The sequence below is a fragment of the Uliginosibacterium sp. TH139 genome, from assembly GCF_002855595.1.
GTDB classification, from domain to species: Bacteria; Pseudomonadota; Gammaproteobacteria; order Burkholderiales; family Rhodocyclaceae; genus Uliginosibacterium; species Uliginosibacterium aquaticum.
The window spans coordinates 88,332-113,655 of record NZ_PKRR01000002.1 but is presented as its reverse complement, the minus strand read 5'-3'; the positions used below and the strand labels follow the sequence as shown (position 1 = coordinate 113,655).

The window sequence follows — 25,324 nt, the reverse complement described above, 5'->3', positions numbered from 1 at the left end:
GCAGTTTTCTCGCTGATGGCGTGCAATGGCGGGCTTCCAGCGCGTGGCCGGAAGCGTTTCATTGTCGTTATTGTCGTGATCGCGACATTCTAGGGGCTGCGTGAAGCATTCCCCAAGCTGAGGTTATCCGCAGTGTACGTCAGGCTTTGCTTGTGCTTGTCAGACAGCCTGAATGCCAAGTCTGGCAAATAAACCTGCATCGCGATCGGCGTCCGGATTGTCCGTCGTGAGCAGGCGGTCCCCCGAGAAGATCGAGTTGGCGCCGGCGAGATAGCAGAGCGCCTGCGTCTCGTCGCTCATCTGCTGGCGGCCGGCCGAGAGGCGCACATAGCTCGTCGGCATGGTGATGCGGGCGACCGCGATGGTGCGCACGAATTCGATTGGGTCCAGCGCCGGTACTTCGGCCAGCGGCGTGCCGGCGATCGGCACCAGGCCATTGATCGGCACCGATTCCGGCGCCGGATTCAGATTGGCGAGCTGGGCGATCAGCACCGCGCGGGCACGACGGTTTTCACCGAGGCCGACGATGCCGCCGGCACAGACCTTGATGCCCTGGCTGCGCACCTTGTCGATGGTGTCCAGCCGGTCATCAATGGTGTGGGTGGTGACAATCTCGGAGTAGAACTCGCGAGCCGTGTCCAGATTGTGGTTGTAGTAATCCAGCCCCGCTGCTTTCAGGCGTTCGGCCTGGCCATCCTTGAGCATGCCCAGGGTCACGCAGGTTTCGAGGCCCAGCTTCTTCACCTCGCTGACCATCTCCAGCACCGGCTCCAGATCCTTTTCCTTCGGGCTGCGCCAGGCGGCGCCCATGCAGAAGCGGCTGGCGCCCTTGTCTTTGGCGGCTTGAGCCATCTTCAGCACTTCGTCGAGACTCATCAGCGGCTCGGACTCCAGCCCTGTTTTGTAGCGCTTCGATTGCGAGCAGTAGCTGCAGTCTTCCGAGCAGCCGCCGGTCTTGATGGACAGAAGGGTCGAGCGCTGCACGGCGTTGGCATCGAAGTGCTTACGATGCACTTCCTGGGCGCGGAAGATCAGGTCGGCAAAGGGCAGCTCGAACAGTTCGGCCACCGCATCCGTGCTCCATTCTCCTTCGCGGACTTCGGCGGAACGATGAAAGGAGATCTTGTGCTCGGCGGGGGAACAGGAATTCATGGGGCTGACCTTCGTGAAAACAGCCGGCGATGATCCGGGAGAAGCCGCAGGCTTGTCAAACCGCATCATCCATGCGGCAAGGTACGGATCGAGTGTCTTGCGCGGCTTGTGGCCGCAGACCTGCTTCGTATGCGGGGAACAGGCGGGGCGGCAGCCGCTGTGCCCGGCCTGTGCGGCGCAGGTGCGCGCTTTGCCGGCTCCGGGTTGCCCCTGCTGCGCCTTGCCGATGCCTGTCGCGGGCGTGTTGTGCGGGCGCTGCCAGCGCCGTCCGCCGCATTTTGATGCCACCCATGCGCCCTTCATCTACAGCCATCCGCTGCGTGAAATGGTGCTGGCGCTCAAGCATGGCCAAGGCTTTGGCCTCACGGGCTGGATGGTGCAGGCGCTGGCCGGTGCAAGCCGTGGCGTGGCGGCGGATTGCCTGCTGCCGATGCCCTTGCATCGCCGGCGCCTGGCCGAGCGTGGCTTCAATCAGGCCATGGAACTGGCGCGCGGGCTTGGCCGCGAACTGGGGCTGCCAGTGCGGGCACAGGCACTGTTGCGGGATGTGGATACGCGCCAGCTGGCTGGCTTGCGGCAACGTGAGCGGCGCCGCTGCGTGCGCGGTGCCTTCCGCTGCGTGGCGGATCTGAGCGGGCTGCATGTGCTGGTGGTGGATGACGTAATGACCAGTGGCGCTACGCTGGACGAAGTGGCTCGCAGCCTCAAGCAGGCCGGCGCGGCCCGGGTGACGAATCTGGTGCTGGCCAGAACGCTCAGGGAGCGGCCGGACTGAGCAAGGCCCACTCAGCCGCTTTTGCCTGCGGGCTTGTAGCGGGAGCGTCCAAGCCGTGCAGCGTGGACGTGATGTCTCCTCAGCCCTTCTTGTCCTGCGCCATGCCTACCCTATAGGTCGTGCAGCGGTTACGGCCGTTGTGCTTGGAGTGGTAGAGCGCTTGGTCGGCAAAGTCGGCGAGCTGTTCGGCGCTTTCGGCACCCGAAATGATGGACGCCACGCCGAAACTTGAGGTGATCATCGGCTGCGGGTCCAGTGGCAGGGATGAGCCGACCTCGGCCTTGACCCGCTCGCGGATGCGCTCGGCAACCTGCCAGGCTTGCTCGGCGTCGGCCCCGGGCAGCGCGACACAGAACTCCTCACCGCCGTAGCGGCAGACGATGTCGGTGTCGCGCGCCGAGGCGAGCAGGATGCTGGCGAATTTCTGGATCACCTTGTCGCCGATGGCGTGACCGTAGTTGTCATTGACCGACTTGAACTTGTCGATGTCCGCCATGATGAAGGCCAGCGGCAGATCGCGTTCGCGGGCTTCGGCGAACAGGCGCTCGAATTCCGGGAAGAAGGAGCGGCGGTTGCGTGCGCCGGTCATCGGGTCGACGTTGGCGAGGCGGTACAGCTCGCGGTTCTGCACTTCGAGCTGCTCCTTGGATTCCGAGAGGTCGGCCATCAGTGCCACGAGCTGGCGGTTGGCTTCGTCAAGCTCGGTCACGTCGTTGAAGGACACCATGCAGCCGCGCACCGCGTTCTTGGCGTCGAGCACCGGCGAGGCATTTACGACCAGGCGATGCACCTTGCCGTTACCGTCGGTGGCCTCAAAGATGGCGGTTTCGGAGCGTGCCTTGCTGCGGAAACAGTCTTCCCAGGGCGGGATGGCATCAATGTGCTCAAGGCCCATGCGCAGCCAGGGAAAACTCTCCAGGCTGCGGCCGCTAACGAGCGTGGTGTCGTCTGGCAGGAGTTTTTCGAAGCTGCTGTTGGCCATCACGATGCGTTGTTTGGCGTCTAGCACCACCACGGCTTCGCTCATGGCATCAAAGGCCATCTGCACGCGCTCGGGCACGGCCGCAGAGGGATCGAGGTGAATCAGGGTGCGGCGCAGGTAGAAGTAATAGATCACGCTGCCTGCCAGCGAGAACAAGAGGATCAGCTTGATGGCCGGGGTAAAGAAGGCGAAGAGGCCTTTGTCGAGGGGCCTAAAAGCCACTTCGACCTGACCCCAGCGTGAATCTTCGCCCCGGCTGGCGGAGCCGATCGGTACGGCAAAGCGGCTGCGTCCGGTTTCCTGCGCATCGCCCTGCACCCATAGCAGTTCGTGCTGGGGCGTGGCGACGAGCAGATGGCTGTCCGCCGTGCGTACGCCGATGCTCTGCAGGGCCGGATCGCGGCGCAGGAGTTCGGGCAGGATCTGGCCGATCCGTTCGCGCTCATCGTGCATCAGCAGCGAGGCAACCTGGATCGCGATGTTCTCAGCGAACTGACGCCGGGCCTGGGCAGCCTGGCGGGCCGGGTCGGGAAACACGCCGAGCAGCAGATCGAGCGCCAGCAGCAGGGTGACGGCCAGCGAGAGCAGGCCGAGGCTGATCCGTGCGGTAGGGCCAAGGGTGAGTTTCAATCTGTGATGTCCATCATCAGGAGGGGCTCTCCGCGCCTTGGCTGCAGCGGCTCGGGTTCGAGTCCCAGGGTGGTGGTTTCGGCTTCTTCCTCTTCCACTGCACGCTTTCTGTTGCGCCCGAGGATGGGTAAGGGATCGACCGTGCGCCAGGCCGGTACCGAGGCCATCAGGGCCGTGATCAGGCCCGTGGCACGGCCGGCCCACCACACCACGCCGGCAGTCAGCGCTGCGGCGGCAGCCTGGCCGGCTTGGCTGGGTGACAGACGCAGCAATTGATCAAGCTTGTCCGTGGGTGAGGGCGTGGCCACGAACAGTGTTTCGCTAACGACTGCACCGTGTCCGCTGGGTTCGTTTTGGATGATACGGCGCAGTAAAGCCAGCACATCCTCTCCCCCAAGCAGGGCGAAGTTGGCGGGCTCTTCAATGTTGTTGGCGGCAAGAGGGTTCAGGAGTTGATAGGCCTGCTCATCGTCTGGCGTGATTTCAATGACGGCACTGCCGCCATCGCTCAGTGCAGCGCTGCCGCTCGGTAGCGGGATCGGTTCCGGAGGGGGGGCCGCTTCATCTGGCACAACCGGCTCGGGCGTGATGATCTGGGGCGGCTCCGGATCAGTGACCGGCGCTTGCGCTGCTGGGTCGGTGACGATGCTCACCAGTTGCAATAGCAGGCTGGTGTTGCTGCTGAGGCCGCCCGCGTCGGTGGTGCTGAGGCTCAGGCTGGCCTCACCTGCGAAGCTGCTGCTGGCTTGATAGCGCAGGCTGGCCAGGGTGGTGTTGAGATCGCTCTGGCTGCCGCTGAGCGTGAGTTGGGAGCTGCCGTTGGCGCCTGCCGCGATGCGGGCGCTGCCGCTGAGGCTGACACTGAGGCTGCCCTGATCAACGCTCAGTGAGACTTCGCTGATGTTGCCTTCCGGATCGCTGAGGCTGACCCCCGCCAGCGGCAGGCTGCTGCCGGCGAGTCCGCTGGCGGATGCCGGCGCCGTGATGCCGGGGGCTTCATTGATATTCACCAGGCTGATGGTGAAGGCCTGACTGCTGGCCGAGCCATCGCTGCTGCGCGCGATGACGGTAATGCTGAAGCTGCTGGCGGACTCAAAGTCGAGCAGGGCGGCGTTGGCGACGCTAACGACGCCGTTCGTGGCATCGATGGCAAAGCGTCCGCCGGCGTCGTCGCTGAGGCTGTAGCGGATGCTGTCGCTGGCGTCGGCGTCCACCGCGTTGGCGGTGATCCCCACGGAGGTGCCGGCGCCGGCATTTTCGTTCACGCTGTTGGCGGTGGCATTGCTGTCGCTGAGCGGACCGATGTCGAATTCATCTACGTCTGCAAGCTGGATCGTGAAACTCTGGCTGCTGCTGGAGCCATCGGCTGACGTTGCGAGTACGGTGATGGTGTGACGGCTGGCGGCCTCGAAGTCGAGCAGCGCGCCGTTGGCGACGCTGATGACGCCGCTCACAGCATCGATGGCAAAGCGCCCGCCGGCGTCATCGCTGAGGCTGTAGCTGACGCTGTTGTGGCTGGCATCAGCGTCCGTGGCGGAGGCACTGAGCCCGACCGGGCTGCCGCTGGCCGCGTTTTCGCTCACCAGATTGGCGGCGGCGTTGCTATCCGTGACCGCGCCGAGGTCGAACTCGTCACTGTCCGCGAGGTTGATCGTGTAACTCTGGCTGCTGCTTGAGCCGTCGGCCGAGGTGGCGAGCACGGTGATGCTGTGGCTGCTGGCGGACTCGAAGTCGATCAGGCTGCTGTTGGCCACCGTCACGACGCCGCTCGTGGCATCGATGGCAAAGCGCCCGCCGGCATCATTGCTCAAGGTGTAGGTGATGGCGTTGTTGCTGCCGTCGGCATCCGAAGCCGAGGCGGTGATGCCGACGGCTGTGCCGTTGGCCGCATTCTCGGTGAGGCTGTTGGCGCGGGCGTCCGTGTCCGTGAGCGGGCTGACATCGAACTCGTCGGCATCGGCCACCGTGATCACGAAGGCGCGGGTGCTGCTGGAGCCATCCGCGCTGCTGACGAGCACGCTGACGAAGTGGCTGCTGGCGCTCTCGTAATCGAGCAGGCTGGCGTTGGCGAGGGTCACCACGCCGGTGCTGGCATCGATGGTGAAGAGCCCGCCGGCGTCGCTGGTCAGCGAATAGGTGATGGCATTGTTGCTGCCATCGGCATCGCTGGCATGCGCGGTGACGCCGACCACACTGCCGTTGCTGGCTGCTTCGCTGATGCTGTTGGGGCTGGCGTCGCTGTCATTGGGCTGAGTGACATCGAACTCGTCGACATCCAGGATGGTGATCACAAAGTTCTGGGTGCTGGTAGAGCCATCTGCGCTCGTGGCGCGTACGGTAACGGTATGGCTGCTGGCCGTTTCAAAGTCGATCAGGGCCGGGTTGGCAACCCGGATCACTCCGCCGTCACTGGTGATCGAGAAGCGCCCTCCGGCGTTGTCGAGCAGCGTATAGCTGACGCCGTTGTTGCTCGCATCCGCATCGCTGGCGAAGGTGCTGATTCCGACTGTGCTGTTGGCTGCGGCATTTTCGCTGATGCTGTTGGAGGCTGGATCGGTATCCGTGATGCTGCCAACATTAAATTCATCGACATCAGCGACGCTGACTGACAGGCTCTGGCTGTCGGTGTTGAGTCCGTCCGAGGCCTGCACGATCACTTCATAGACATTGTTGTGGTCTGCATCGATCGGGGTTTCGGCATCTGGTGCAGCGATAAAGCGCAGCACGCCGGTGCTGGCGTCGATCGAGAAGCGGGCCGCATCCGTGCCACCGATGATGCTGTAGCTGATGCTGCTGCTTGCATCGGAGTCAGTGGCAACGATCGTGGTGACTGCTGTGTTGTTCTCCGCTGTGGCGAGTGACGCCGTGGCGCCGCCGCCTTCGCTGGTGATGGTGGGCGCGTTGTCGTTGCTGTCGGTGAGCGTGATGATGAAGCTCTGGCTGCTGGTGGAGCCGTCGCTGCTGGTGGCGAGTACGGTGATGCTGTGGCTGCTGGCGAGCTCGAAGTCCAGCCCGGCCGAGTTGGCCACGCTCACCACGCCGGTGCTGGCGTCGATGCTGAAGAGGCCACCGGCGTCGCTGGTCAGCGCGTAGCTGATGCTGTTGTTGCTGCCGTCTGCGTCGCTGGCATGCGCCGTGACGCCGATGGCGCTGCCGGTGGCGGCATGCTCGTTGATGCTGTTGGCCGCGGCATTGCTGTCGGAGATGGCTCCGACGTTGAATTCATCGATATCCGTGAGCGCAATCGTGAAACTCTGACTGCTGGTGGAGCCATCGGCCGAAGTGGCGAGCACGGTGATGGTGTGGCTGGTGGCTGATTCGTAATCGAGCAGCGCGCTGTCGGCCACGCTGACAAGCCCTGTCGTGGCATCAATGGCGAAGCGTCCGCCGGCATCATCGCTGAGGCTGTAGTTGATGGTGTTGCTGCTGGCATCCGCGTCCGAGGCGTTGGCCGTGATGCCGACGACTGTGCCGTTGGCGGCGTCTTCCGTGATCTGGTTTAGCGCTCCGTTGCTGTCCGTTACCGCGCTGATGCTGAATTCGTTGGCATCGGCCAGGTGGATGGTGAAGCTGGCGCTGCTGCTTGAGCCATCCGCAGAACTGGCCTGGACCGTGATGTTGTGGCTGCTGGTGGTTTCGAAATCGAGCCCCGCTCCGTTGGCGACGGTCACGACACCCGTGCTGGCATCAATCGTGAAGAGGCCCCCGGCATCATCGCTGAGCGAGTAGCTGATGCTGTTGTTGCTGGCGTCCTGGTCGAGGGCGCGGGCGGTGATGCCGACCAGGCTGCCGTTGGCCGCATTTTCCGTTACCAGATTGCTGGCCAGGTTGAAGTCGACCGGTGCGCTGACATCGAACTCGTCGGCGTCCGTCAGCGTGATCGTGAAACTCGTGCTGCTGCTCGAGCCATCGCTGGAGTTCGCGCGTACGGTAATGGCATAACTGGTGGCGCTTTCGTAATCGAGGCGGCTGCCGTCCAGCACACTGACCACGCCGGTGCTGGCGTCAATCGCAAAGCGCCCGTCAGCGTTATCCGTGAGGGCGTAGCTGATGCTGTTGTTGCTGCCGTCGGCATCACTGGCCTGGGCGGTGATGCCCACCAGGCTGCCATTGGTAGCGTTCTCGGCCACCACGTTGGCGGCGCCATTGCCGTCCGTGAGCGCGCTGATATCGAACTCGTTGATATCACTGATGTTGATCGTGAAGCCCTGCTCGGAGAAGGAGCCGTCTGCCGAAGTGGCACGCACGACGATAGCGTGCGAAGTGTTGCTCTCGTAATTGATCTGGTTCTGGTCCGCGACTCTTACCACGCCACCACTATCGATGCTGAAAATGCCACCGGCGGAGTTGCTCAGGCTGTAGGTGATGGTGTTGCTGGTGGCATCCGCGTCGCTGGCCAGGGCCGTGATGCCAACGCTTGAGCCATTGGCGACGACTTCCGAAATCGTGTTGCTGCCGGTGTTGCTGTCCGTGATGGTGCCGACGTCGTATTCATCCACGTCGGTAATGAGGATCGCCAGGTTCTGGCTGTCGGTGCGGTCGCCATCGCTGACCTGGATATCGACCAGATAGACATGATCGCCATTGGCGTCGCCAGCCAGCTCGCGGTCAGGGGCGGCGAGGAAAGTCAGGGCGCCGCTGTTGCTGTCGATACTGAACAGTGCTGCATCTGCGCCGCCGGTGATGCTGTAGCTGAGCGTGCTGCCGGCATCCCCATCACTGGCGGTGACGGTGGTCACCGCGCTGCTGTTCTCGGCCAGGTTGATGGCGGCCACTGCGCCAGCGCCATTGCTGGTGATGACCGGGGTGTTGTCGTTGAGATTCACCACGGCGATGGTGAACACCTGGCTGCGGGTGGAGCCATCGGCTGAGGTGGCCAGCACCGTGATGGCGTGGCTGGTGGCTGTCTCGTAATCGAGCTGGCTGCCATCTGCGACGCTGATGACGCCTGTGTCCGCATCGATGCTGAAGATGTTGCCGGGGTTGCTTGAGAGCGAGTAGCTGATGCTGTTTGTGGTGGCATCGGCATCGGAGGCCAGGGCCGTGATGCCGACCCGGCTGCCGTTGGCGGCATTCTCGGTGATGCTGTCGGCACTGGCATTGCTGTCGCTGATGGCACCAACATCGGATTCATCCACGTCGCCCAGCGTGATCGTGAAGTTGCGCTCGGTGAAGGAGCCGTCGCTGCTGCTGGCCTTGACGGTGATCGTGTAGCTGGCCGCCTGCTCGCGATCGAGCTCGCCCGGCGTGCCTCCGAAGGCAGAAACACTGACTACGCCGCTTGAGGTGTCGATGCTGAAGCGCCCCGCTGCATCACTGGACAGGCTGTAGGTAATCGGATCGCCGTCAGGGTCGCTGGCCTGGGCCGTGATGCCCACCAGCGTGCCACTACCGGCGTTTTCGATGACATTCTCTACGCCCGCGTCGCCGTCCCTGATGGCCCCCACGCCGCCTTCCTGGGCGTTCAGCAGGGTGATGACGAAGCTCTGGTCGGTGTGGGATCCATCGGCTGAGCTGGCGCGCACGATGATGGTGTGACTGCCATCGGTTTCGAAGTCCAGTCGGGAGGCATCGGCAACCGTGACGACGCCGGTAGTGGTATCGATGGCGAAGCGACTACCGGCTGAGTCGATCAGGCTATAGCTGATGCTGTTGTTGGTAGCGTCGGCATCACTGGCCTGGGCTGTGATGCCGACCGTGGCGCCGTTGCTGGTGAATTCGCTGATTTCGTTGCTGGCCGGATCGCTGTCGGTCAGGGCGCCGACATCGAATTCGTCCGCATCGCTGAGGCTGATCGTGAAACCTTGCTCGGAGTAAGAGCCATCGGCCGAGGTGGCCCGCACGATGATGCTGTGACTGGTGGTGGCCTCATAGTTGAGCTGGCTACCATCGGCGACGCTGACTAAACCGCTGCTGCTGTTGATCGCGAAGCGTCCGCCGGCCGAGTCACTGAGGCTGTAGCTGATACTGCTGTTGCTGCCGTCCGCGTCCGTGGCGCTGGCCGTGATGCCGACGGCGGTGCCGTTGGCGGCATTTTCAGCGACCGTGTTGGCGCCGCCATTGCCATCGCTGACGCTGCTGACATCAAATTCATCGACGTCACTGACGCTGATGGTGAAGCTCTGACTGCTGCTGGAGCCATCGGCCGAGGTGGCCTGCACGGTGATGCTGTGGCTGGTGGCCGCCTCGTAATTGAGGTTCGCACCCGAGGCAACGGTCACCACGCCGCTGCTGGCATCGACGGCGAACAGATTGCCCGGATTGCTTGAGAGCGAGTAGGTGACCGTGTTGCTGCTGCCATCGGCGTCGGTGGCGTGTGCGGTGATGCCCACGGTGGCGCCGTTCACTCCTTCCGGCACGCTGTTGGCCGACGCGTTGCTGTCGCTGATCGCGCCGACGTCAAATTCATCGACATCGGTAATGCTGACCGACAAGCTCTGCGAATCGGTGTTTGTGCCATCCGACACCTGCACGACGACCAGATACACATTATTGCCGTTGGCATCCGCTGCGGATTCGTAGTTGCGGGCAGTGCTGAAGCTGAGTTCGCCGGTGCTGCTGTTGATCGTGAAGAAGGCCGCATCCGTGCCGCCGGTGATGCTGTAGGTGAGCGTCTGGGCCGGCAGGTCGGAGTCAGTGGCGGTGAGCGTGGTGACGGCGCTGGTATTTTCGGCGACGCTGATCGAGGCGCTGGTGCCGCCGCCATGACTGGTGAGGGTGGGGGTGCCGTCATTCACGGCAGTGATCGTGATGGCGATGGCCTGGGTGTCGGTCAGGCTACCGTCAGAGACCTGCACGATCACGTCATAGACGTTGTTGGCGCCGCTATCGCTAGGGTTTTCGTAGTCGGGAGCGGCGATGAAAGTCAGTAGCCCGGTGCTGCTGTTGATCGTGAATTTTGCGGCATCGGCACCACCGGAAATCGAGTAGCTGAGCGTGCTGGCGGCATCGCTGTCGGTCGCGCTGACGGTGGTGACGGCGCCGCTGTTCTCCGCCACGCTGGTGCTGGCCGTTGCGCCGCCACCATTGCTGCTGATGACGGGCGCTTCATTGCTGTTGGTGACAGTGACGGCAATGGCCTGGGTGTCGGTGAGGCTGCCGTCAGAGACCTGAACGACCACGTCATAGACGTTGTTGGCGCCGCTGTCGGTGGGGGTTTCGTAGTCGGGGGCGGCGATGAAAGTCAGCACCCCGGTGCTGCTGTTGATCGTGAATTTTGCGGCGTCGGCCCCCCCCGAGATCGACCAGGTCTGGGTGGCGCCGGCATCTGCATCGCTGGCCGTGGCGGTGGTGACGGCGCTGGTGTTTTCGCTGACGCTGACGGCCGCCGTGGCGCCGCCGCCATTGCTGCCGATGACTGGCGCTTCATTGGCGTTGGTGACGGTGACGGTGATGTTCTGGCTGTCGGTCAGGGAGCCGTCCGATACCTGCACGCTGACGATGTAACTGTTGTTGGCATCGGCATCTGTGGGCGCTTCGTAGTTTGGCGCCACAGAGAAAGTCAGTGCCCCAGTACTGCTGTTGATCGTGAATTTGCCGGCATCGGCCCCGCCGGTGATGGACCAGGTCCGGGTCGCGCCGGCATCCTCGTCGCTAGCGGTGGCAGTGGTGACGGCCGTGGCGTTTTCGGTGACGTTGATCGTCGCCGTAGCGCCAGCGCCATTGCTGGTGATGACCGGTGCTTCGTTGGTATTGGTGACGGTGACGGTGAGGGTCTGGGTGTCGGTGCCGCCGCTGCCATCCGAGACCTGCACGATCACGACATAGCTGTTGTTGGCGTCCGAATCGTTCGGGGCTTCGTAATTGGGAGCACTGGCGAACACCAGCGCGCCGGTGCTGCTGTTGATCGTGAAGCGCGCTGCATCTGCGCCGCCCGTGATGGCATAGCTGAGGCTGGCCGAATCCACATCGGTGGCGCTGAGGGTGGTGACGGCCGAGGTGTTCTCCGCCACGCTGAGGCTGGCGGTGCTGCCACCCGAGTTGCTGGTGATGACTGGCGCGTCATTCACCGCGCTGACGGTGAGGGTGATGTTGGCAGAGGCCGTCTGGGTACCGCCGCTGCCCGAGTAGCCCTGGTCGCTGACGCTGACCCCCAGTGTGATCGAACTGGTGCTATTGGTGGCCGTGGTGTAGCTGAGGCTGCCTGCTGCGATGAAGCTGTTCAGGCTGCTGACCGTGCCGGTCAGTGTCAGGGCTGTAGCGCTGCCCCCCACCGTGACGCCGCTGCCCGAGGTGGCGGAGAGGCTGCCGCTGCCGACCGTGAAAGTGAGGATCAGCGGATTACTGGCGGCATCGTTGTCCGCCACCGTGATACCGGTCAGGGCCGTGGCCAGGTCTTCGGTCACGCTGATCGAAGTCGGTGTACCCAGTACTGGCGGGTCGTTGACCGCGGTGATCGTGATCGTCGAGCTGGTATTGCTGCTGGCCACGCCATCGCTGACGCTGAGCGTCATGGTGAGCGAAGCGGTGGGGGTGTCGCCGGCCTGACGGAAGCTCAGGGTGGCCGAGCCGTTGCCGGCAAAGAAGTTGTTGAGCTGGCTGGCGGTGCCGGAGACGACCAGGCTCTTGCTGCCGTTGCCGGAGACGACGCTGACGCCGGTGCTGCCAACGGCTGCAGTGAACTGCGAGTTATTGCTCGGGGTGGAGATCGTTACCGTGAGCACATCACCATCTACATCGGCCACGGTAATTCCGGTGCCCTGCAGGTCGAGGCTGATCTGCTCGGTGGCGACATAGCTGGCGGGTGCGTTGAGCGTAGGCGTGGTGTTCGGAGCCGCATTCAGTGACACCCCCAGGCTGGCCCACTCCCAGGAATCGGTGAGGGTCCAGCTCATGCTCACCGAGGCCGCTCCGGCCTCGGTACTGCCGGCGCCACGCGGCTCCGCGCTGCCGATACCGGGCGAGTTGGTCCACAGCTGGCTTTGACCAGCGCCCAGGGTGGGGCTGCCGGTCTGCTGGCGGGTGGCCAGACTGTCGATCACAAGGTCACCACTGGCCGAGCTGACGTTCACGCTCGCTGTGCTACCGATGCCGGTGGCCTTGGCTACCGTGCCAAATGTGCTGCTCTGGTCGACGTTGAGGAAGGTGGTGGCGCCGACTGAGAACTCCTTGGCCGGGCCGGGCATGGTGACCACGATATTGGCGGTGCCGGCGCCCGGATTCTTGAGATACCAGATCTCGGTGGTGACTACATCGACATTGGATACTGTGTCGAGGCGGGTGAGGGCCATCCCGTTCCAGGTGATGGAAGCCGGCGAGGTCGTGCCGCGAGTGCTGTATTCGACGATCAGCAGGCTGTTCGAGCCCGCATCCACTGTGTGCGAGAAAGTCAGGCTGGTGGCGCCGATGGTGTCGGTGGTGGCGGTGCTGGTGGTGCCGGTGACGATGTTGAGCGTGCCGCTCCAGGCCAGCTCTGTGCCGGTGCCGAGCAAGCTGGCGGTTTCGATCCTGCCGGTATGCTGCTCCAGCACCCAGTCACCCCCGGTCGCGCTGCTGCCGGTGAGGTCATCGCTGCTGGCCACATCGGCGCCGGTGAGGCGTGCCAATGCATCGGCCATTTGCAGGCCGGCCTCGCCGGCGGTGAAGTTGCAGCCGTAGATCAGCAGATCTGCCTCGGCACTCAGTGCCCCCTGCCAGCCGGCCAGTGCCTCGCTGTAGCGGGCGAGGCTGCTGGCATCGAGCAGGGTGTTGCCCAGTTGCAGGCTGCCATCACCGCCGTGCACCAGCAGGTGAATGGCCGAGATGCCTGTGCGCCCCTGCAGGGCTTCGCTGATCTGGGTGATGCCATTACGGTCTGCCGCCAGGAAGATGATCTCGGCATCCGGCTGAGCACGCAGGATGTCAGCCTGCAGGTTGGCGACGTCTTCGATCGAAGCGTCAACGAAGATCAGGGCGTGGCTGCTCTGGCTACTTTGGGTGGTGGCGCTTGCATCCTCGTCAGGCTCGGCGAGACGGATTTCCGCGACCGGTGCCAGCTCGCTGATGCCGGGGGCGAAGTCTGCCGAATACAGCAGGCGCGCCTCGATCTCTTCGAACACCGCCCGCTGCGGACGCGCGCGCGCCGGCCGGGCCGGCGTGCGGCCCAGCAACTGGCGCAGGAGCGGGGGCAGCCACATGGCGGGTGCCGCTCAGCGCGGCCCTTCTTCGAATACGACCTGACAGCGCAGGCCCGACGGAATCCGGTTGCCGGGGTTGGGCAGTACGAGGCGTACGCGGAAGGTGTTGCTGGCTGCGTCGATCACTGCATCGACCCGGCTGATCCGGGCCTGGATCGGGCTTGCGCCCTGCATCTCCGGGCTCAGTTGGGCGTTCTGGCCGACCCGGAGGCTAGCGAAGCGGGTGGCTGGCAGCACGATTTCGGCGTGCAGTGGATCGAGCTGCACGAGCTTGAGGACCGGCTTGTCTTCCACCCGTGCGCCCGGCTGCAAGTAGCGTTCCACGACCACGCCGGCAAAGGGGGCGGTGATGCTGCGTTGGCGTAGCTGGGCATGGGCTACCGACAGGTCTTCGCGTGCCACCATGCGCTGCTCCTGGGCCTGGGCGTAGCGCATGGCGGCCACCTCGGCTTCGGACACGGCCTGGTCGCGGGCCTGGGGGGAGATGAAGTTCTGCAGCAGCAATTCCTCGGCGCGTTCGGCCTTGCGCTGGGCGAATTCGTAGGCGGCCTTGGCGGCGGCCACTTCGGCGCGATTCTCTGAGCGCTGGGTTGCGGCGGAGGCCGCGGCGCGCTCGACGTCATTCATCAGGCGGGCGATGACCTGACCCTTGCGGACGCTGTCGCCGCGGTCGACCAGCACCTGCTCGAGGATGCCGACCACGGGGCTACCGATCTCGGCTTCAGCGGCCGGCGTGAGCAGGCAGCCGAGGATGTCACCGGTGCGGCTATTCGCTGGCGCGGCAGCCACACTACCGCAGGCAAGGAGCAGCAGCCCCGGGAGCAAGCTGCACAGGGGGCCTGAGTACGAAGTTCTTGTCATGATTATTTCTGTCTGTCGGCGCTCATTCACGGCGCGTGCCAAACAGTTGTCCTCCTCCTTGTTGCGTGTCGGCTGCCCGTAAGCGCTGACGGGCATTGCGGGCACGACGTTCGGCCAGCCACTGGGTTATTTTCAGTAGCATTTTGCCTACTACTAAAGGCATAGTGTCGTCTAGCTTTGAGCTAAACAATTGCAATATTTTGTGCCACCTCCTGCCGAGGTAGCGCCCCAGCAGGCCTTCTTCCAGCGATAGCAGGGTGCGCGCGCTGCCCGGCTGGCCCAGGCGTGCAGCGCGGCCGAAGAGCTGGCGGTCGATGCGGCGCGCGCTGTTGTGCTGGCATGACAACACATGCAGGCCGCCGGCGCGGGCAACAGCCTCGTCGATCAGGATGTCGGTGCCACGGCCTGCCATATTGGTTGTGACGGTGATCGCACCGGCTTGCCCGGCCTGCCCGATGAGGGTGGCTTCGGCCGTATCCTGGCGGGCATTGAGTACCTGATGGGGCAGGCCGGCACTTCGCAGCAGATGGCTGATGCGCTCGGATTCGCGGACCGAGTCGGTACCAATCAGTATCGGTCGCCCGGCCGACTGCATCTGACGGACCTCTTCAAGCAGCTTTTGCTGGCTGGCGCCGGCATGGCTGCATACCACCGGCGGCAGCAGGCGCAGGCTGGAGGGTCGGCCGACCGGGATGCGCTCCACCGTGAGGCCATAGACCTCGAGCAGTTCGCTGCGGGCTTCGAGCAGGGTGCCGCTCATGCCGCCGAGCAGGTGGTAGCGGCTGAAGAAACGCTGGAAGGTGATCTGGGCGATCACGCGGGCCGCCAGGGTGGGTTTGCAGCGCTCCTTGAGTTCCACCATCTGGTGCAAACCGCGCGACCAACTGCGCCCCTCGGCGCGGCGCCCGCTGTTCGCGTCGATGATGTGGATCTTGCCCTCGCTGACCAGGTAATCGACGTTGCGACGCAGGATGTAGAGCGCGCGTATGGCCAGTTCGGCCATTTCCTGACGGTAGCGCGGCACGCCCCATAGCGGGATGTCGTCCAGGGTTTCGGCCTCGATCAGCGCCAGCCCCTGATCGGAGAAGTGCACGCTCTGGTCGCGCCCGTCCACGCGGAAATCGAAGCCAGGTTTCATTTGCCCGGCCAGTCTCAGGGCCTGTACATAGAGCGCCTGCTGGGTAGATTCGTCGACACTCTCGGAGAGGATGAAGGGGGTGGCCGCTTCGTCGATGAAAACGCTGTCGGCCTCATCCACGATGGCCATGCACAGGCCGCGCAGCACGCGGTCGTGCGTGCGGCTGCGGTCGCGCAGGTAATCGAAGACCAGTTCGCGCGCAGAGCAGAAGGTGATGTGGGCGGCATAGGCCTGGCGCCGGGCCTCGCTCTTCATGGCCGGATCGATGGCTGTTACGCGCAGCCCCAGCGCTGCGGCGAGCGGCTGCAGCATGGCGGCGTCGCGTGCAGCGAGGTAGTCATTGCTGGTCACTGCATGGACCGGCACCCCGGCAAGGGCGGCGACGCAGGCGGCGAGGGCACTGGCGAGTGTCTTGCCTTCGCCAGTGGGCAGTTCGGCGAGGCGCCCGTCGAGCACGCACAGCGCGGCCATGATCTGGGCCGGGCGCAGGCTACGACCGAGGGTGTTCTCGATTTCCAGGCACACCCGCGCACAGCAGGCTTCGGCGGCGGCCGAGGCGAAGCCGTCGCGGGCCAGCTCGGCCAGCGGCATGGCCGCCGGAGTCGCACGCAGACGCTTGCTGCGTTGAAGGATCCGCGTGGCACGCTCACTCAGAAGGCGCCTGCGGGGATGGGCGAAGGGGGGCAGATCGGCGAGCAGGCAGCGCAGCCAGGGGAGGTCCGGGTGATGGGCGCGCTCGATGCGTTCGGGGTAGTGCCCCAGCAACAGCCCGGGCACCGGAGGGCGGCTTCGGCTCGTCATGCGCCGGCTCCACCAAAGTGTGGCTCGAAGGCCTGGCGCAGATTGCGCCACCACTGCACGGCGAGTGGGCGCGGGGCATGGTAAATGTGTACCCGGGCGCGCTCGCCAATGCGTGGCAGGGCTTTGCCCGGGATTTCGAAATCGAGCGTGAATACAGGCTCGAGGGTTCGCAGGCCGTCCGGGTCAGCTGGGTCGGTCAGGAAAGGACCACCACCGCGGTCGCCGAGCAGCGCGCTGGGCAGTTGGTAGCCGGCCGCAGGCTGCTCCGGCCGGCTGCGGGCAACGAGGCTCTCGCGTGGCTGGCCGGCGATACGGATCTCGACGCGCGGGTCTGTGGCCCGCAACAGCTCGATATCCTGTTGCCCCAGCACCGCGCGGACGGTGAGGGTGGCCGGGTTCAGCACGTTGGCGAGCACATTGCCGCGGGCAAAGAAGCGCCCTTCAAGGTCGCGTGCGGTGGGCATGCCGACGATGCCCGCAACCGGTGCGCGCAGCAGCAGGCTTGCCAGCCGCTCTTCCATGCGAGCCTGCTCGGTCTGCAGGGCATGCACTTCTTCGGCCAGTGCGATGGCTTCAGCGGGATTGCTCAGCAGGGAGCCCTGATAGGCCTGCTCACGGCTGGCCAGGCGGCTGGCCAGTTGGCTGGCGCGGGCCTTGAGTTCGCGGTTCTCGAGCTCCAGCAAGGGCGTGCCGGCACTGACCGACTGACCGTTGCTGACCAGGATGCGGCTCACGAAGCCCTCTTCCTCGTTGCGCACCCGGGCTTCGTCCGGCACCCACACGAGGCCTTCGGCGTGCGTGATCCAGGGCATCGGCAGCACGCCCAGCACCACGACTCCCGCCAGCAACAGGCTGGTGAGGCCTGCGATCGCGCGGCCGCGTGTGCTGTGCAGGCGGCGCCCGGCAAAGACCAGGCGCAGCAGGCGCCAGCCCGGCAGGAGTGCGAAATGCAGCAGCAGCCACAGGCCCAGCAAGGCGCCCAGTAGCAATTGCTTGCTGCCCAGCCAGAGCGCCATGCCCAGCAGCAGGCTGATGCGGTAGATCAGCGAGGCGGCACCGAATACGCTCAGCAGCAGGCGCTTGTGTTCGGTGCCGGGCGGTGGCGGCAACTCGCGGTGACCGAGCAGCCAGCGCTCGCCGAGGTAGCGCAGCCAGGCATCTGCCCGTGCGGCGAGGCCCGGCATTTCGAGGGCGTCGGCGAAGACGTAGTAACCGTCAAATCGCATCAGCGGGTTGGCATTGACCAGCACCGTGGATACCCCGCCGATCAGCATGCAGGCAAAGGCCAGTTCGCGCAGTACACCATCGTTGAGATTGAGCCACAGCAGCAGGGCCAGCGAGGCGATGGCGACTTCGGTCATGACGCCGGCGGCGCTCACCAGAATCCGCCGGTGGCGCTCGGGGAAGGCCGAGGCGGAGGAGGCGTCCACATACGGTACCGGCATCACGAGGAAGAAGGTGACGCCCAGCTCGTGCACATCGCCGCCCCAGATCCGCACCGCCAGGGCGTGGGCAAACTCATGGATCAGCTTGATCGTGGGATAGGTCAGCCACAGCAGCAGCAGGTTGCGCGGGCTGGCTACGTGCAGGCTGGCGTAGGCGCGCAACTCGGGCCAGTGCAGCTGGGCGAGGAGCAGTGCGCCGAGTGTCAGCAGCGTCCACAGCAGCACAGCCGGGCGAGTAAAGAGCCAGCGCGTGGCGGGGGCCAGAAAGTCCAGTACGGGTGCGGGATTCCACAGTGGCAGGCGGAAGGCCAGCGGGTTCAGGCGACTCGCTCCCTGCTGCCGCCGCCGGGTCGCTTCGAAAATGCCGCCCAGATCCGGGCTGCTCTCACTGCGCAGCATGCCGGCACCGGCCAGCTCTGAGAGTACCCGCAGCACTTCATGCTGGCTGGGGGCGTCCTGACCGAGTTCGCGGATCAGGCCATCCCAGATGTCCTGCACCGAATGCTGGCCATCAAGACGGCCGATGAGCTGGTAGCCGAGGCGATTGACGCGGAACTGGCGGCCGGAGGCCTGATTGCTCAGTACATACCACTGTTCGTCGCGGAAAACTTGACGGGTGATCCGGGTATTGCCGGCGAGCTGCGGATGCAGATGTGCGGCGCGATACCAGTAAGGGCTGAACAGCGACTCGCTCATGCTTCAGCCGAATACGGACCACAGGCGCAAGCTCAGCCAGTCCGCGAGACGGCTGCCCCAGATGGCCAACAGCGGACGCCTGCCCATGTGGAGCTGGGCCACGCCTTCCAGGCCCGGGCGGACGGCCTGGCTGCGCCCCTCCAGGGTGGCCTCCACTTCGAAGCCGTTGCGACCGTCCACTACCCGAGCGACCGGCGTGATGCGGCTCACGCGCAGCGCAAAGCGCTCGCCGGGCAGGGCCACAAAGCTCACCTCGCCGCGCTGGCCGGCGGCGAGGCGGGCGATGTCACGTTCATCAACCTGCAGGATCAGACGCCAGGCACTGAGTGGCGAGATCACCAGCAGCACGTCACCGCGCTTGACCGGCGCACCGGCCTGCTGCTGCAGATCCCCTCGGATCACCACGCCGGGGAAGGGCGCTGTGAGGCGTGTGCGGGCGAGCTGGTCGGTGATCAGATCGAGCTGCGAGCCGACCTCCTCGACCTTGGCCTGGCTGGCCACCATGCGGGCGCGGTCCTGGCGCGCGAAGGCTTCGGCCAGTTCGCTGCGGTGACGCGCATGCTCACTCTCAAGGCGGCGTTGCTCACTCTTCAGATCCTGGTCTGCCAGGGTTAGCAGCAATTCGCCTTCGGCAACGCTGCTGCCGGGGCGTACCAGTACATCCTGAATGAAGCTGTCGGCCGGGGCCGTGATGCTGCGTTCAATCTCGCCCTGCAGACGCGCTTCGGCCCGTACCGTGTCGGCCACCGGAATCAGGCCACCGGCAAGCAGACAGCCTGCCACGCCGAGCAGGCCCAGCCACAGGCGCAGGCTGCGCGGACCCTGAAGTTTTTCCAGCAACTCGCCCGGCTGGCGCAGCAGGCGGCGGCGCAATGGCTCGTCCGCTTGCTGGCGCAGGAGCAGCACCGGGCCAAGCAGGCCGGCAATCTCCTCGGCCATGCTGCGTTCGGCATCGCTCCAGGGCTGTTTCTCGCCGCGCAGCAGGATCACACAGCCCACAGCTTCCAGGCGAGCGGGCAGGGGGACACTCAGGATCGCTGCTCCCAGATCCGCGCTGGCGAGCTCTGCGTGCATCAGAGTGATGCGGGGCGGGTCGCCGGCGGCGGCTGGATAACGCAGGCTGCAGCGCTGATCCACGCATTCATCCATGGCTGCGCCGATCTTGCGCCCGAGCGCCAGTGCCGCCTGCGCATCAGCCACACCGGACCAGCCCAGCGGCCGCACACTGCGCCCGCGCAGCAGGCCAAGGGCAACCAGCTCGCAGCCGAATACCGCCTGCAATTCGCTGCATACGGCCGCCGCCGCTTCCTCGAAACGGCTGTAGGCCAAGGCTGCGTTGAGACAGGCGAGCAGGTGCTCGCCCTCCTCGCGTGAGGGGTGCGGGTTTTCGGCAGGGCGCTGGGGGAGGCTGTTCGTCATTCCTTGCTTCGGCTCTTACTCGAACCAATTCAGATACTTAGATACGACTTTGGTCGTACTTTAATTGCTTTAACGGTTGTGCCGGTTGACAGCTTGATGGCCGGCACTGGATTGGTGGCAGAACTGTCGTACAGGCGCAACCGGAGGGATAATGCCGGGATGATCGACATTGTCCTTTTCGAACCCGAGATTCCGCCCAATACGGGCAACATCATTCGTCTGTGCGCCAATACCGGCGCGCGTCTGCATCTGGTTGAACCGATGGGCTTTGAGCTCTCCGACAAGCAGCTGCAGCGCGCAGGCATGGACTACACCGAGCTTTCGGTCGTCACCCAGTACCCCGACTGGGCCGCCTGCCGGGCCAAACTCGCGGGACGGCGCTTCTTTGCCCTGAGTACGCGGGGCACGGTGCGCTATGACACGGTGGCCTTCCAGCCCGGTGATGTGCTGGTTTTTGGGCCTGAGTCGCGTGGCCTGCCTGCCGAAGTGCTGGCCGAGTTCGCCGCAGAGCAGCGATTGCGCCTGCCGATGATGCCCAATGTGCGCAGCGTGAATCTCTCCAATACGGTCGCCGTGGTGACCTACGAGGCCTGGCGGCAGCTGGGCTTTGCCGGCGGGCTGTGATCCCGCTCGTCATGCTTCCTGCACTTATGCTCGGTGGTCGGGTGCTGAATCAGCTTTGGCAATGGCACAATGGCGAAGCGATTGATTTAAGTCATCGTCCGGCAGCAAAGCCCTGGTGGCACGGCGTTCCGCAGTGCGAACTTGTTTAGAATTTTGATCGGGCGGCGACCCCCTCGTCGAACCCGCGAATCCAGCAGGAAAAAACACATGGAAAAGAAATGTCGGATCGCCCTTTTCGGCGAATGCATGATCGAGCTGCGCGGCGAGATGTTTGGCACCATGCAGCAAACCTTTGGCGGCGATACCCTGAACACTGCTGTGTATCTGGCCCGTCTCGGCGCGGATAGCGGCATCCAGGTTTCCTACGCCACCCAGCTTGGCACGGATGCCTTCAGTGCCAAGATGGTCGAAGCCTGGCAAAAGGAAGGTATCGATACGCGCATGGTGCGCAGGGTCGAAGGCAAGATGCCCGGCCTCTACACCATCCAGGTGGACGACTCCGGCGAGCGCACCTTCTTCTACTGGCGCGACATGTCGGCGGCCAAGGACTTCTTCGTCGGCCAGGAGCACAACAGCCTGCTCGAGCAGAATATCGACGACCTTGATGTGCTGTACTTCAGCGGTATCTCGCTGGCGGTGCTGCCGGATTCCGGTCGCGAGACCCTTTTCGAGCTGGGCGATCGCCTGCGCAAGCGCGGCGGCAAGGTGTTCTTTGACAACAATTATCGGCCCCGCGTGTGGCGTGGCGATCCGCGCACGACCGAATGGTACGACCGCGCCTTCGCCAACGCTGACCTGACCCTGATCACGCTCGAAGACAATGCCGCGCTCTACGGTCTGGATGAAGAGTCCGCCCTGGCCCACGCCTACTCGCTGCCCTGTGAGGAAGTGGTGGTCAAGCGCGGTGCTGACCCGACCCTGATCCGCGTGCGCGGCCAGGAGCCGATCATGGTGCCGACCTTCCGTGTGGACAAGGTCGTCGACACCACCGGCGCCGGTGACTCCTTTGCCGGCGGCTATCTGGCTGCCCGTCTGGCTGGCCAGCCGCCCGAAATCGCCGGTCGCTACGGCAACAAGCTGGCCTCCATCGTGGTCCAGTATCCGGGGGCGATCATCCCGCTCGCGGCGATGCCGGTTTTCTTCTTCGGCTAAGGACTATCCCAGCCCGACCAAACGGCCTGTTTCCTCGCGGAACAGGCCGTTTTTCGTTAGCGTCGGCGCTCATCTCGAGGCTTGTAGCCGGCCCGTGATCAGGGTTTACATCTGCTTGAGTTGTCAGACAACTTGAACTAATATGCGTCAAATTCTTTAATTTGTCAGGCGTACTGGCCGCTTTTGGGGCGCTGAGCCGCGTGACTTCATTTCGGGAGGCAGTCCGTGCTTGCATTGAATCGTTCGACCCTTGCCACCACTCAGGTGCGCGCCGAGTACTCGCTGGACGCTGCGGCAGGCAAGCCGCCGGTGAAGATCCTGCAGATCGGAGACGGCAACTTCTTGCGCGGGTTTGCCGACTGGTTGATCGATATTGCCAACGGGGCAGGGCATTTCAATGGCCGCGTGACTATCGCTCAGCCACTGGCGCGCGGTATTGCCGACCTGATCAATGCCCAGGATGGCCTCTACACCGTGCTGCTGCGCGGCGTGCAAGGCGGCCAGACCTTCGAGTCGCGCCGCATCGTGAGCTGTGTGGACAAGTGCCTGAACCCGTACGCGCAATGGGATGAAATGCTGGCCCTGGCCGTCGATCCGGCGCTGCGTTTCGTGATCTCCAACACCACCGAAGCCGGCATCGCGTATGTGGCCGAAGCTCAGGGGGCTGCCTGCCCGGACAACTTCCCGGCCAAGATCGCCGCACTGCTATGGGCGCGGTACCAAGTTTTGGGCGGCACGGCCGCGTCCGGCCTGGTCTTCCTGCCCTGCGAGCTGATTGAAGCCAATGGCACGAAGCTGCGCGCCACCGTGCTGCAGCACGTCGAAGCTTGGGGTTTGCCGGCCGCATTTGCCGAGTGGATCAAGGCCCACAATCACTTCTGCAATACCCTTGTTGACCGCATCGTGCCGGGCTACCCGGCTGCCGAGGCTGCCAAGCTTTGCGAAGAACTCGGTTACGAAGACAAGCTGCTGGTGGCCGCCGAGCCTTTCCTGCTGTGGGTGATCGAAGGCCCGGCGCACTTGGCCGACGAAATTCCGTTGCACAAGGCCGGGCTCGGCGTGGTGTGGACTGACGACATGCAGCCCTATCGCACCCGCAAGGTGCGCATCCTGAACGGCGCCCACACCGCCTCATCGCTGGCTTCCTACAGCGCCGGGCTGGATACCGTGGAGCAGATGACCGAAGACCCGGTGGTGTCGAAGTACCTCAAGCAGGTGATGTTCGAAGAGATCGTGCCCTTCGTGCCGCTGCCCGATGCCGAACGCCGCGCCTACGCTGACACCATCATGGAGCGCTTCGCCAATCCGCATATCCGTCATGAGCTGATCTCGATTGCGCTGAACTCGGTGTCGAAGTGGCAGGTGCGCGTGCTGCCGACGGTCAAGGATTACGTGGCTGTGCATGGCAAGGCGCCGGCAGGCCTGTCCTTCTCGCTGGCCGCGCTGCTGAACTTCTATCAGGGCACTTTCGATGCCAAGGGTGAATTCGTGGGGCAACGTGATGCGGGTAGCTACCCGATCCGCGACAACGCCGAGATCCTCTCCGCGCTGGGCGAAGCCTGGCGCGGTTGGCAGGCTGGCGAAGACCTTGCCGGTCGCGTGCGCAGCATGCTCGGCGATGCGCGCCTGTGGGGCGAGGATCTGAACGCTGTCGCGGGGCTGACCGAGCAGGTCACGCGCGCGCTGACGGCCATCAAGGCACAGGGCGTTAAGGCCGCGATGGCAAATCTGTAGGGTGCGCACCGCGCACGCGGACTCTTCCCGACACATGACGAAACGGTGCGCAGTGCGCACCCTACCAGTACGCAAGGAACCATCATGGACGCTTCCATCGCCATCCGCCTTCACGCAAATGACGACGTGGTGATCGCCACCCGCCAGCTCATGCCGGGCAACGCCATTCCGGGCGAAACCTGCACTGTGCGCGATCTCGTACCGCCGGGCCACAAGGTCGCCGCACACGACATCAAGCAGGGTGAATCGGTTCGCCGCTACAACCAGATCATCGGTTTCGCCAAGACCGATATCGCCGCCGGCCAGCATGTGCATGTGCAGAACCTCGCCGTGGGCGAATTCGAGCGCGACTACGCTGTCGGTACCGCTCGCTTCGATCCGCCGAAAGTCGCTCAGCCTGCACTGTTCAAGGGTTTTAAGCGTGCCAATGGCAAGGTCGGCACGCGCAACTACATCGGCGTGATCGCCTCCGTAAACTGCTCGGCAACAGTGGTACGGGCGATTGCCAACCACTTCTCGCGCAGCGTGCTGGCAGCCTATCCGAACATTGACGGCGTGGTGCCGATGCCGCACCCGCTCGGTTGCGGCATGAACAGCCAAGGTGAGGGCATGCTGGCGCTCAAGCGCACCATGCTCGGCTATGCCCAGCACCCGAACTTCGCTGGTGTGCTCTTCGTGGGCCTGGGCTGCGAGATGAACCAGGTTCAGCCGCTCATCGAGCAACTCGGCACCTATCCCGAAGGCATGCTCGGCAGCGTCAACATCCAGGAACTCGGCGGCACCTCCAAGGCCATCGCCAAGGGTATCGAACTGGTCGAAGCCATGCTGCCCAAGGCCAATGCCTTCCAGCGCGAAGATGCGCCGATCAGCAATCTGATCATTGGTCTGAACTGTGGTGGCTCGGACGGCTATTCCGGCATCACCGCCAACCCGGCTCTCGGCGGCGCGGTGGACATGCTGGTCGCCCACGGCGCCACCGCCATCCTCTCCGAAACGCCCGAGATCTATGGCGCCGAACATTTGCTGACCTGCCGTGCGGCGACTCCGGCAATTGCCGACAAGCTGATCGGCCGCATCGCCTGGTGGAAGCACTACACCAGCGTAAATGGCGGCGAGATGGACAATAACCCTTCGGTCGGCAACAAGGCCGGCGGGCTCACCACCATCCTCGAGAAATCGCTCGGTGCGGTCGCCAAGGGCGGCACCACCACCTTGCAGGGCGTGTACGAGTACGCCGAGCAGATCGACACCAAGGGCTTCGTGTACATGGACACCCCGGGCTACGACCCGGTCTCCGCGACCGGCCAGGCTGCCGGCGGCGCCCAGCTGATCTGCTTTACCACCGGGCGCGGCTCGGCCTTCGGCTGTGCCGGCGTACCGACCATCAAGCTTGCCACCAACAACGCCCTGTGGAATCGCCAGCGCGAGGACATGGACGTGAACTGTGGTGATCTGCTCGACGGCGTGCCGATGAAAGAGATCAGCCAGCGCATCTTCGATTCGATCATTGCCTACGCCTCGGGCGAGAAGGCCCAGAGCGAGAAGCTGGGCTATGGCAACGACGAGTTTCTGCCCTGGCAGATTGGCGCTGTCATGTAAAAAAAATCGGTGGCAAGCTAAGCGTGGCCCAATCTCGCGACTGTGCTTCTCGCCGTACTTCAGTACGGCTGCGATGCTCCTCGCGACCTTGAGCCGCTCGCTACGCTTGCCACTCGATTTTTGCGTCGGGCGAAGTTTGATTTAAAAGCTTCGCTCCGGTGGGCTTGATCTTGTAGGAGCGGCCTCTGGCCGCAAGCCTTC

Annotated in this window: 12 protein-coding genes; 5 read left to right on the top strand and 7 right to left on the bottom strand. The window is 64.4% G+C overall.

Features of this window, described 5'->3' with window-relative positions; translation table 11 throughout:
- Positions 1–159: 159 nt before the first annotated feature.
- Positions 160–1,152, bottom strand: coding sequence for a biotin synthase BioB (gene bioB / locus C0V76_RS04155; RefSeq protein WP_101941126.1), 993 nt, complete (start codon positions 1,150–1,152; stop codon positions 160–162).
- A 52-nt stretch (positions 1,153–1,204) separates the two neighbouring features.
- Here bioB and C0V76_RS04150 point away from each other — a divergent pair, with 52 nt between their 5' ends.
- Positions 1,205–1,927 (top strand): ComF family protein, encoded by a 723-nt coding sequence (locus C0V76_RS04150; RefSeq protein WP_371459990.1) that lies wholly within the window; start codon positions 1,205–1,207, stop codon positions 1,925–1,927.
- Between the two features lie 79 nt (positions 1,928–2,006).
- On the opposite strand, the gene C0V76_RS04145 is transcribed toward C0V76_RS04150, so the two are convergent.
- The 6 genes from C0V76_RS04145 to C0V76_RS04120 are packed head-to-tail and all read right to left on the bottom strand — an operon-like array spanning position 2,007 to position 20,014.
- Positions 2,007–3,539 (bottom strand): sensor domain-containing diguanylate cyclase, encoded by a 1,533-nt coding sequence (locus tag C0V76_RS04145; RefSeq protein ID WP_101941124.1) that lies wholly within the window; start codon positions 3,537–3,539, stop codon positions 2,007–2,009.
- On the bottom strand, positions 3,536–13,654 hold the full coding sequence (locus tag C0V76_RS04140; protein ID WP_101941123.1) for a cadherin domain-containing protein: 10,119 nt from the start codon (positions 13,652–13,654) through the stop codon (positions 3,536–3,538). Before C0V76_RS04140 ends, C0V76_RS04145 begins: the two co-directional genes overlap by 4 nt.
- A gap of 12 nt (positions 13,655–13,666) precedes the next feature.
- A complete protein-coding gene (locus tag C0V76_RS04135; RefSeq protein WP_158239140.1) occupies positions 13,667–14,515 on the bottom strand; it encodes an efflux RND transporter periplasmic adaptor subunit in 849 nt (282 codons plus the stop codon).
- Between the two features lie 22 nt (positions 14,516–14,537).
- Positions 14,538–16,454, bottom strand: coding sequence for a hypothetical protein (locus C0V76_RS04130; RefSeq protein ID WP_101941122.1), 1,917 nt, complete (start codon positions 16,452–16,454; stop codon positions 14,538–14,540).
- Positions 16,451–18,595 carry a PqqD family peptide modification chaperone gene (locus C0V76_RS04125; RefSeq protein ID WP_101941121.1) on the bottom strand — a complete coding sequence of 715 codons (2,145 nt, stop codon included), beginning with the start codon at positions 18,593–18,595 and terminating at the stop codon, positions 16,451–16,453. Before C0V76_RS04125 ends, C0V76_RS04130 begins: the two co-directional genes overlap by 4 nt.
- 3 nt (positions 18,596–18,598) lie before the next feature.
- Positions 18,599–20,014: an efflux RND transporter periplasmic adaptor subunit gene (locus C0V76_RS04120; RefSeq protein ID WP_101941120.1), complete on the bottom strand. Its 1,416-nt coding sequence runs from the start codon at positions 20,012–20,014 to the stop codon at positions 18,599–18,601.
- Between the two features lie 159 nt (positions 20,015–20,173).
- Between C0V76_RS04120 and C0V76_RS04115 the strand changes: the two genes are divergently transcribed.
- The 4 genes from C0V76_RS04115 (at position 20,174) to C0V76_RS04100 (ending at position 25,123) form a co-directional block, all read left to right on the top strand.
- Complete coding sequence (locus C0V76_RS04115) at positions 20,174–20,638, top strand: tRNA (cytidine(34)-2'-O)-methyltransferase (RefSeq protein WP_101941119.1); 465 nt, start codon at positions 20,174–20,176, stop codon at positions 20,636–20,638.
- Positions 20,639–20,845: 207 nt separating this feature from the next.
- Entirely contained in the window at positions 20,846–21,790 is a 945-nt protein-coding gene (locus C0V76_RS04110; protein ID WP_101941118.1) for a sugar kinase, read from the top strand.
- A gap of 225 nt (positions 21,791–22,015) precedes the next feature.
- Positions 22,016–23,524: a tagaturonate reductase gene (locus C0V76_RS04105; RefSeq protein ID WP_101941117.1), complete on the top strand. Its 1,509-nt coding sequence runs from the start codon at positions 22,016–22,018 to the stop codon at positions 23,522–23,524.
- Positions 23,525–23,608: 84 nt separating this feature from the next.
- Entirely contained in the window at positions 23,609–25,123 is a 1,515-nt protein-coding gene (locus tag C0V76_RS04100; protein WP_101941116.1) for a UxaA family hydrolase, read from the top strand.
- Positions 25,124–25,324 lie beyond the last annotated feature (201 nt).

What these genes read in the sequence shown, in the direction of transcription:
- bioB (WP_101941126.1), bottom strand. Translation starts at nt 1,152, where the DNA reads ATGAATTCCTGTTCCCCCGCCGAGCACAAGATCTCCTTTCATCGTTCC.
- C0V76_RS04140 (WP_101941123.1), bottom strand. Translation starts at nt 13,654, where the DNA reads ATGTGGCTGCCCCCGCTCCTGCGCCAGTTGCTGGGCCGCACGCCGGCC.
- C0V76_RS04135 (WP_158239140.1), bottom strand. Translation starts at nt 14,515, where the DNA reads ATGACAAGAACTTCGTACTCAGGCCCCCTGTGCAGCTTGCTCCCGGGG.
- C0V76_RS04130 (WP_101941122.1), bottom strand. Translation starts at nt 16,454, where the DNA reads ATGACGAGCCGAAGCCGCCCTCCGGTGCCCGGGCTGTTGCTGGGGCAC.
- C0V76_RS04125 (WP_101941121.1), bottom strand. Translation starts at nt 18,595, where the DNA reads ATGAGCGAGTCGCTGTTCAGCCCTTACTGGTATCGCGCCGCACATCTG.
- C0V76_RS04120 (WP_101941120.1), bottom strand. Translation starts at nt 20,014, where the DNA reads ATGACGAACAGCCTCCCCCAGCGCCCTGCCGAAAACCCGCACCCCTCA.
- C0V76_RS04115 (WP_101941119.1), top strand. Translation starts at nt 20,174, where the DNA reads ATGATCGACATTGTCCTTTTCGAACCCGAGATTCCGCCCAATACGGGC.
- C0V76_RS04110 (WP_101941118.1), top strand. Translation starts at nt 20,846, where the DNA reads ATGGAAAAGAAATGTCGGATCGCCCTTTTCGGCGAATGCATGATCGAG.
- C0V76_RS04100 (WP_101941116.1), top strand. Translation starts at nt 23,609, where the DNA reads ATGGACGCTTCCATCGCCATCCGCCTTCACGCAAATGACGACGTGGTG.